The following is a 9678-nucleotide window of genomic DNA, read 5'->3' as shown; positions in this document are numbered from 1 at the left end:
ATGTTTCACGTGAAACATGACCCCGCTCCATGCGTAAGGGGTGGTGTTTCACGTGAAACACCACCCCTCACGTCTGTACTACTTGTCCTTCAGGCAGAGAAGGAAGCTCTTGCTGCCGTTGGTCTCCGTGTACACGTACTGGAAGTCCTTGGCCTCGGCCTCGCACTTGTTCTGAGCCGTGAGCCCGGAGTGGTTGCCCTCGATCTTGGCGAGCACCGTGTACTGCGCCTTCGCGTCACCGCAGTCGACGACCTCGAGGTCAGGGTTGTTGTCGTCCGTGCTGCCGCGGTGCATGCAGTCGCCGACGGCGGCGGTGTTGGCGTCGTCCTGGCTGGTGATCCAGCCGCCGATGGCCACACCGGCGACGATCAGGACGATGACGATGTTCTTGATCGTCTTGAAGCTGAGCTTGCGGCCCTGCTGCGGCGGGACCGGGGCACCCGGCGGGGGGAACCCGGGCTGGCCCGCCTGCTGCGGGAAGCCACCCTGGGGCGCCTGGCCCTGGGGCTGGCCGTAGGGCTGCTGCTGGCCCTGTGCGAATGGATTGCCCTGGGGCGGCGGAGTGGTCACTTGGGGTCCCCCTGGAACATGGGTGCGTGGCGCGAAAGACGCGTTGATAAGACGCACGTAAGCTACCGGCCCGCACTGACAATTCCGTAGCCCAATAAGGCTCTGTGGCGTTGATGTGACACTTACTGACGCTCAAAACGGGCCATAGCCACAGCTACTGCTCCGTAGATAACGGCGATCGTTACCACCAGTGGCACCGATCGGCCGTCCGGCGGGAGCATCAGGGCGGCCACTCCCGCAGCGCCGACGAAGGCCACGTTGAACAGGACGTCGTACACGGAGAAGATCCGGCCGCGGAAGTCGTCGTCGACACAGGCCTGGACGATGGTGTCCGTGGCGATCTTCGCGCCCTGGGTGGTCAGACCCAGGACGAACGCCCCGGCCAGCAGAGGGGCGGAGGCGAAGGGCAGACCGAGCAACGGCTCCAGCACAGCCGCCGCCGCGGCGCACACCATGATCCAGCGGCCGGGGCCGAGTCGCCCCGCGGCCCAGGGCGTGAGGACGGCCGCGGCGAAGAAGCCGGCCCCGGACACACCCAACGCCAGCCCCAGCAGGGCGAGTCCCTCGTCGGTGGTCGACGTCAGGGCGTACCGGCAGAGCATCAGCAGCATGACGAGCATCGCGCCGTAGCAGAACCGCATGAGCGACATCGCCGTGAGCGCCCAGGCGGCCTCCCTGCGCCGGGGCGCGGCGAGGTGCCGTACGCCCGCCACCAGGTCACGACCGGTTCCGGTGAGTGCCGTGGCCAGCCGGGGACGTACCAGCGCCCGGTCGGGACCGAGCAGTCCCTTCGACATGCGCAGCGATGCCACGGCCGCGCACAGGTACAGAGCGGCGCCCACGAGCACCACGGCCGCGTCGGAGTCGGCGACGACCAGACGGACGACGAAGGCGAGACCGCCGCCCGCGGTCGCGGCGAGCGTTCCGGCGGTCGGGGACAGGGAGTTGGCGACGACCAGCCGCTCGCTGTCGACCACGCGAGGCAGCGCGGCGGACAGTCCGGCGAGGACGAAGCGGTTGACGCCGGTGACGCACAGGGCGGCGACGAAGAGGAGCCAGTCGGGTACCCGGACGAGGATCAGGAGGGCGGTCACCGAGGCCATCAGGGCACGCAGCAGGTTGCCGTACAGGAAGACCTGGCGGCGGCGCCAGCGGTCCAGGAGGACTCCCGCGAAGGGGCCGACCACGGAGTACGGGAGGAGCAGAACCGCCATCGCGGAGGCGATCGCCGTGGCCGACGTCTGCTTCTCGGGGGAGAAGACCACGTAGGCGGCGAGCGCGACCTGGAAGACGCCGTCGGCGCCCTGGGAGAGCAACCTGACGGCGAGCAGGCGTCTGAAGCCCTGGAGGCGCAGCAGGACGCGCAGGTCACGGACGACGGCCATGGGGCACAGCCTCACATACGGAGAGGGTCTCCGGACCATGCGACCCGGAGACCCTCAACTGCCCACAGCGGGGGGTCTTAGCGCTCGACCTCACCCTGGATGAACTTCTCGACGTTCTCGCGGGCCTCGTCGTCGAAGTACTGCACCGGCGGGGACTTCATGAAGTACGAGGACGCCGAGAGGATCGGGCCGCCGATGCCCCGGTCCTTGGCGATCTTCGCGGCGCGCAGGGCGTCGATGATGACACCGGCGGAGTTCGGGGAGTCCCAGACCTCGAGCTTGTACTCCAGGTTCAGCGGGACGTCACCGAACGCGCGGCCCTCCAGGCGGACGTAGGCCCACTTGCGGTCGTCCAGCCAGGCCACGTAGTCGGACGGGCCGATGTGGACGTTCTTCTCGCCGAGGTCCCGGTCGGGGATCTGCGAGGTGACGGCCTGCGTCTTGGAGATCTTCTTGGACTCGAGGCGGTCGCGCTCGAGCATGTTCTTGAAGTCCATGTTGCCGCCGACGTTCAGCTGCATCGTGCGGTCCAGGACGACACCGCGGTCCTCGAACAGCTTCGCCATCACGCGGTGCGTGATGGTGGCGCCGACCTGGGACTTGATGTCGTCACCGACGATCGGGACGCCCGCCTCGGTGAACTTGTCCGCCCACTCCTTGGTGCCGGCGATGAAGACCGGGAGGGCGTTGACGAAGGCGACCTTGGCGTCGATGGCGCACTGGGCGTAGAACTTCGCCGCGTCCTCGGAGCCGACGGGCAGGTAGCAGACGAGGACGTCGACCTGCTTGTCCTTGAGGACCTGGACGACGTCGACCGGGGCCTCGGCGGACTCCTCGATGGTCTCCCGGTAGTACTTGCCGAGACCGTCGAGGGTGTGGCCGCGCTGGACCTGGACGCCGCTGTTCGGCACGTCGCAGATCTTGATGGTGTTGTTCTCGGAGGCGCCGATGGCGTCCGCGAGGTCCAGGCCGACCTTCTTGGCGTCCACGTCGAAGGCGGCGACGAACTCGATGTCACGGACGTGGTAGTCGCCGAACTGGACGTGCATCAGGCCCGGGACCTTGGACGCCGGGTCGGCGTCCTTGTAGTACTCGACGCCCTGCACCAGCGATGCGGCGCAGTTGCCCACGCCGACGATGGCTACGCGAACCGAACCCATTCCGGTTGCTCCCTGTGTGTACGAGTGAGGCCCTTCAGCGGGTCTCACGTGGCGGTGTCGTCGGGCGTATCCGGCCGGGGGTCGTCCCCGGTCCGGGGCAGGCCGCCCGTCGCTCCAGATGTGGTGTCCTGCTGAGCGGGCCCCCCGGTGGCGGACCCCTTCAGGTCCCGCCCGGCCCGCTCGCTCTCGATGAGCTCGTTCAGCCAGCGCACTTCGCGCTCCACGGACTCCATCCCGTGGCGCTGGAGCTCGAGCGTGTAGTCGTCGAGGCGCTCCCGGGTCCGGGCCAGGGAGGCGCGCATCTTCTCGAGGCGTTCCTCCAGCCGGCTGCGGCGGCCCTCGAGCACGCGCATGCGCACGTCGCGCGACGTCTGCCCGAAGAAGGCGAACCGCGCGGCGAAGGTCTCGTCCTCGTACGCGTCCGGCCCCGTCTGGGAGAGCAGCTGCTCGAAGTGCTCCTTACCCTCCGCCGTCAACCGGTAGACGATCTTGGCGCGGCGCCCCGTGAGCGGAGCGGCGAGGGCGTCCTCGGTGGTGTTCCCCGGTTCCTCGATCAACCAGCCGTTGGCGAGCAGCGTCTTGAGGCAGGGGTAGAGCGTCCCGTAGCTGAACGCACGGAACACACCCAGTGACGTATTGAGTCGTTTCCGCAGCTCGTAGCCGTGCATCGGAGATTCGCGGAGCAGGCCGAGTACGGCGAACTCGAGGATCCCGGAACGCCGGCTCATCGTCGCCTCCCCTCTGCCGCGGTCGTGCCGTGACGGGCTCGTGTGCGGCTCGTCGCCGCCTTTATGTCGAGCTGATGTATCGACTCGATACATCACGACGATAGAACGGCCTTCCGGATGCGACAAGGGGCAGAAAGGTGAACGGGATCACATCACCGATTGATAGGGAGCAAGTTGCCTGATTTGAGGTGAACTTCTGTGCTCGGCGGGTTTTGACGGTGCGTAGTCTGTGCGCCATGCACACCACCGGGAACCGAGTGACGCTTGGGGACGTCTTGCTCCCCGGTGCAGTACGGGTGAATGCGGGAAGCACCGCATCCGTACTTCGGGGGGACCGGAAACCAGCCGCCGTTTCCAGGCGCGCAAGGGTGCGCCTGCCCGAGGAGTAGTCGTTCGATGAGCGAGCACCGTCGCAAACCGCCGCAGCCGCAGGGAGGCGGACGTGCCGCGGCCCGACGCGGCCAGTCCGGCTCGTCCTCCGGCCGCCGCGCGGCACCGCGAGGCGCCACCGGGTCTCCGTCCGATTCCTATGGGTCGGGCTCCCATGGCCCGGGGGGTGAGGAGCATACGTACGGCAGCCGCGCCGAGGCGCGACGCGCGGCACAGAGAGGCGGGGGCCGCCGTGCCGGTGCCGCCGGCCCCGGCCGGGGCGGGGGGCGTTCGGCCCCTCCAGGAAAGAAGCGGATCATCGACTATCCGCGCTACGACAAGGACGGCTGGCGCCGCTGGACGCCGTCCTGGAAGCTCGTGTCCGGCCTGTGCATCGCGTTCTTCGGCAGCCTGGTCGCCGTGGCGGGGATCGGGTACGCGATGGTGAGCGTGCCCAGCGAGGAGAACGCCATGGCGTTGTCCGAGAACAACGTGTACTACTGGGCCGACGGTAGCCAGATGGTCGCCACCGGCAGTGGGCAGAACCGGCAGAACGTCACGATCGACCGCATCCCCGAGGCCATGCAGTGGGCGGTGATCTCGGCCGAGAACAAGAGCTTCTACGAGGACTCGGGCATCGACCCCATGGGCATCGCCCGGGCGCTCGGCAACATGGCCACGGGCGGTGACACCCAGGGTGGTTCGACGATCACCCAGCAGTTCGTGAAGAACACCTACCTGAGCCAGGACCAGACGATCTCCCGGAAGTTCAAGGAGATGTTCATCTCGATCAAGGTGGGCACGAAGCTCTCCAAGGCCGAGATCCTCCAGGGCTACCTGAACACCTCGTACTACGGTCGTGGCGCCTACGGCATCCAGGCCGCCGCCCAGACCTACTACGGCAAGGACGCGGTCGATCTCACGCCCAGCGAGTGCGCCTTCCTCGCCGCCCTGCTCAAGGGGCCGACGTACTACGACCCGGCGGGTAACACGAACCTCGACTCCTCCGCCACCGCCGAGAAGAATCGTGAGCGGTCCGAGGAGCGCTGGGGCTGGATCCTCGAGCAGATGCACGCGGACGAGCACCTCTCGGACGCCAAGTACCAGGAAGCGATCAAGAAGTACCCCGAGCCTCAGGGCCGCAAGGCGATCAAGGGCATGACCGGCCAGGTCAGTTATCTCGTCGACACGGCGAAGCGCTACGTCCTGAAGAACTCCGACGTCACGGAGGCGCAGTTCGACCAGGGCGGCTACCAGATCTACACGACCTTCGAGAAGGACAAGGTCGACGCACTGGCCAAGGCCGTGAAGAAGGTCGAGAAGGAGAAGATCGACCCGAAGAAGCGCGACGAGGACCAGCACGTCCAGTTCGGCGCGGCGTCGGTGAAGCCCAACGACGGCGCGATCGTCGCTCTCTACGGCGGTGCCGGCTTCGAGAACGGCCACTTCAACAACAACGCGGACACCTCGGGTGTCCCCGTCGGCTCGACGTGGAAGCCGTTCGTGCTGGCCGCCGCGATGGAGCACGGCACCTACAAGACGGACGGCGTAGGCGTCTCGCCGCAGAGCAAGTACAACGGCGACGACCACCTGCAGATCAAGAACAACGACGGCTCTCTCGTCCTCAAGAAGGACAACACGCCCTTCTACCAGGAGAACGAGAGCGACTACCCGTGGGGTTACATCACCCTGCGCAAGGCGATGGAGCAGTCCGTCAACACCCCCTTCGTGCAGCTCGGCATGGACGTGGGGATGAAGAACGTGGCGGACGTCGCCGAGAAGTCCGGCATCCTGAAGGACAGCTTCGCCGGCCTCAACGCGTCGTTCGCCCTGGGTACGTCGACCCCCAGCGCGATCCGCATGGCCGACGCCTACGCGACCTTCGCTGCATCCGGCAAGCAGGCCGACCCGTACTCGGTGACCGCCGTCAAGCACAAGGGGTCGGAACTGCCCGGCTTCGAGAAGCCGCGTGTCACGCAGGCGATGCCGGAGAACGTGGCGAACAACATCACCGACATCCTCGAGAACGTGATCGAGAACGGTACCGGTTACAAGGCGCAGGAGCTGGGGCGTACAGCGGCCGGCAAGACGGGTACGACCGACAAGAACAAGTCCGCGTGGTGGGTCGGCTACACCCAGCAGCTCGCTACCTCGGTCGGGATGTTCCGCGAGGACCCCAAGGACCACAAGCTGCTCTCCATGAACGGCACGGCGGGTGAGGACTCCATCCACGGTGGTGACGTTCCCACGCAGATCTGGACCGAGTACATGAAGCTCGCGCTGAAGGGCGAGGACGACCCCGGATTCCCCAAGGCCGAGAAGATCGGTGAGGTCGCGGACGGGATCGGAGCGCCGTCCCCCACTCCGACGGCCACGGAGACCGAGGAAGAAGAGGAGAAGGAGACGCCGTCGGCGCCTCCGTCGCCCACGCAGACCGAGGTCACGCCGCCGCCGCCGACCAACACCGCCACGTGCGGACCGTTCGACTTCAACTGCGAAGACGACGGTGAGGAGGAAACCGGCGGTTCGGACAACGGTGGTACGGACAACGGCGGCACGGACGGAGGGGCGACCAGCTCGCCGGATCCCACGGCAAGCAGTGACACCGGAAACAGCAGAGGCAACGGCAACGGAGGCGGTCTCTTCGGAGGCCCGGCCGGTTAGCCGACCTATCGCCCGGCTTGGGTGTTTCACGTGAAACATGGGCCGCCGCACCTCCGGGTGCGGCGGCCCTCGGCGTATCCCCAGTTATGTACGGCAGGATGTGCGGCATGCCCAGTGGAGAATCGACGCAAGCGAGCGTCCACGAGCCGGAACCGGTGCGGCCGACCGAGGAGGACCGGGTCGCCGCGGCCGGCAGCGAGCTGATCGGCGGTCCGCTCGGACGGCGTGCTCTGACCGGGACCTCCTGGTGGACGCCGGTGCGAGTGATCGCACTCGTGGCGATCGGCATGTTCGCCCTCGGTCTGGTGCAGAAGGCACCCTGCTACAACGGCGCCTGGTTCTTCGGCGCCAGCTCCCAGTACACGCATGCGTGCTACTCGGACATCCCGCACCTCTACCAGGGGCGCGGCTTCGCCGACGGGCTGGTGCCGTACTTCGACAGGCTTCCCGGTGACATGGAGTACCTCGAGTACCCGGTGCTGACCGGCCTGTTCATGGAGGTCGCCGCCTGGCTCACCCCCGGCAGCGGCAGCATCCAGGACCAGGAGCAGTGGTACTGGATGGTCAACGCCGGGATGCTCATGGCGTGCGCGGCCGTCATCGTCGTCTGCGTGGCCCGTACGCACGCGCGGCGGCCCTGGGACGGCCTGCTGGTCGCCCTGGCACCGGCCTTCGCGCTGACCGCGACCATCAACTGGGACCTGCTGGCGATCGCTCTGACGGCCGCCGCGATGCTGATGTGGTCACGGGGGCGCTCCCTAGCATTCGGTGTCCTCCTCGGGCTCGCCACGGCCGCCAAGCTCTACCCCGTGCTGCTGCTCGGGCCACTGCTGGTGCTGTGCTGGCGTGCGGGACGATGGCGGGCGTACGGCACGGCCCTGGGCGGCGCGGCCGTCGCCTGGCTCGTGGTGAACGGGCCCGTGATGCTCTTCGCGTTCGACGGCTGGTCGAAGTTCTACACGTTCAGCCAGGAGCGAGGTGTCGACTTCGGATCCTTCTGGCTGATCCTGGCGCAGAACTCGGACGACCCGCTGAGCACCGACACGGTCAACACGCTCGCCACGGCGCTGATGCTGCTGTGCTGCGTGGGCGTCGCGGCCCTCGCACTCATGGCGCCCCGCCGGCCGCGTTTCGCCCAGCTCGCCTTCCTGATCGTCGCGGCGTTCATCCTCACCAACAAGGTCTACTCGCCGCAGTACGTCCTGTGGCTGGTGCCGCTGGCGGCCCTCGCCCGGCCGAAGTGGCGGGACTTCCTCGTCTGGCAGGCCTGTGAGGTGGCGTACTTCCTGGGCATCTGGATGTACCTCGCCTACACGACCAGTGGGGACGCCCACAAGGGACTGCCCACCGACGGCTACCACTGGGCGATCGGTGTGCATCTGCTGGGGACGCTCTACCTGTGTGCCATGGTCCTGCGAGACATCCTGATGCCGGAGCGGGACCCGGTGCGCCGGTCCGGTGACGACGACCCCTCGGGCGGGGTGCTGGACGGGGCCGAGGACGTGTTCGTGCTCGGGCCGGCGGCTCGCCCCGCTCGTCACGCGGCCCACTTCGAGGGGCCTCCGGTCGAGTGGGGCAGGACGGAAACCACCGGCGGTTCGCTCTGAGCGAACAAATCGGAGGGTGACGCCCCCTCAGGACGCGGGAAAGGCCGTACACGGTTCTCCCGTGTACGGCCTTTCCCGCTGTCAGCGCGTGTACGGCCTTCTCGCTGTCAGCGGTCGACGAGCCGGTCGAACTGCGTGGTGGTGTGCCGGAGATGGGCCACCAGCTCCTCGCCCACCGTCGGTTCCGGCGCGTCCGCGGGCACGAACAGGATCGACACCTGCATGTGCGGCGGCTCGGCGAACCAGCGCTGCTTGCCGCCCCAGACGAACGGCGAGAGGTTGCGGTTGACCGTGGCGAGACCGGCGCGGGCGACGCCCTTGGCCCGCGGCATGACCCCGTGCAGGGCCTTGGGGGCCTCCAGGCCCACTCCGTGCGACGTACCGCCCGCCACGACCACCAGATAACCGTCGGAGGCGGCCTTCTGCTGCCGGTAGCCGAACCGGTCGCCCTTGGCGACGCGCGTGACGTCCAGGACGGCGCCCCGGTACTCGGTGGCCTCGTGGTCCCCCAGCCAGAGCCGGGTGCCGATCCGCGCGCGGAAGCGGGTCTGCGGGAACTGCTGCTGCAGCCGGGCGAGGTCGTCGGCCTTGAGATGGCTCACGAACATGGTGTGCAGCGGGAGGCGGGCCGCCCGCAGGCGGTCCATCCAGCCGATGACCTCCTCGACGGCGTCCGAGCCGTCGGTGCGGTCCAGCGGCAGATGGATGGCGAAGCCCTCCAGCCGGACGTTCTCTATCGCGGAGTGCAGCTGGGGCAGGTCCTGCTCGCTGATGCCGTGCCGCTTCATCGAGGACATCACCTCGATGACCACCCGGGCACCGACCAGGCCGTACACGCCGTCGACGGACGACACCGAGCGGATGACCCGGTCGGGCAGCGGCACCGGCTCCTCGCCGCGCCGGTACGGCGTCAGCACCAGCAGGTCACCGCCGAACCAGTCCTTGATCCGGGCGGCCTCGTACGTCGTGCCGACGGCGAGGACGTCCGAGCCCAGCCGGGTGGCCTCCTCGGCCAGCCGCTCGTGACCGAAGCCGTAGCCGTTGCCCTTGCAGACCGGGACCAGCCCCGGGAACTGCTCCTGCACGTGCTTGTGATGCGCCCGCCAGCGCGCGGTGTCGACGTAGAGCGTGAGCGCCATGGCCGGACCTGGAACCTTTCTCGTGGCTGCGGTGTATCAGAGGTGTGGAAGCGAAT

Annotated in this window: 7 protein-coding genes; 2 read left to right on the top strand and 5 right to left on the bottom strand. The window is 67.9% G+C overall.

Features of this window, described 5'->3' with window-relative positions; translation table 11 throughout:
- Positions 1–78: 78 nt before the first annotated feature.
- From ACFV5H_RS02655 to ACFV5H_RS02640, 4 genes are all read right to left on the bottom strand, one after another.
- Complete coding sequence (locus ACFV5H_RS02655) at positions 79–570, bottom strand: hypothetical protein (protein WP_385046878.1); 492 nt, start codon at positions 568–570, stop codon at positions 79–81.
- 122 nt (positions 571–692) lie between these two features.
- The gene (locus ACFV5H_RS02650) at positions 693–1955 is read right to left on the bottom strand and encodes an MFS transporter (RefSeq protein ID WP_385192384.1); all 1263 of its coding nucleotides are present in this window, start codon (positions 1953–1955) and stop codon (positions 693–695) included.
- Positions 1956–2032: 77 nt separating this feature from the next.
- Complete coding sequence (locus ACFV5H_RS02645; RefSeq protein WP_030857072.1) at positions 2033–3115, bottom strand: inositol-3-phosphate synthase; 1083 nt, start codon at positions 3113–3115, stop codon at positions 2033–2035.
- 44 nt (positions 3116–3159) lie between these two features.
- Positions 3160–3843, bottom strand: coding sequence for a helix-turn-helix transcriptional regulator (locus ACFV5H_RS02640; protein ID WP_383455001.1), 684 nt, complete (start codon positions 3841–3843; stop codon positions 3160–3162).
- Between the two features lie 396 nt (positions 3844–4239).
- Here ACFV5H_RS02640 and ACFV5H_RS02635 point away from each other — a divergent pair, with 396 nt between their 5' ends.
- The gene (locus ACFV5H_RS02635; protein ID WP_385046885.1) at positions 4240–6876 is read left to right on the top strand and encodes a transglycosylase domain-containing protein; all 2637 of its coding nucleotides are present in this window, start codon (positions 4240–4242) and stop codon (positions 6874–6876) included.
- 98 nt (positions 6877–6974) lie between these two features.
- Complete coding sequence (locus ACFV5H_RS02630) at positions 6975–8483, top strand: glycosyltransferase family 87 protein (protein WP_385046888.1); 1509 nt, start codon at positions 6975–6977, stop codon at positions 8481–8483.
- Between the two features lie 107 nt (positions 8484–8590).
- Here ACFV5H_RS02630 and ACFV5H_RS02625 read toward each other — a convergent pair whose 3' ends face one another.
- On the bottom strand, positions 8591–9622 hold the full coding sequence (locus ACFV5H_RS02625) for an alanine racemase (RefSeq protein WP_030857077.1): 1032 nt from the start codon (positions 9620–9622) through the stop codon (positions 8591–8593).
- Positions 9623–9678: the final 56 nt, after the last annotated feature.

Origin of the sequence: Streptomyces sp. NPDC059787 (assembly GCF_042732315.1) — a bacterium.
In the GTDB taxonomy this organism is placed as follows: Bacteria; Actinomycetota; Actinomycetes; order Streptomycetales; family Streptomycetaceae; genus Streptomyces; species Streptomyces atrovirens.
The sequence above is the reverse complement of the archived record's forward strand: the minus strand, read 5'-3'. Positions and strand labels throughout refer to the sequence as shown.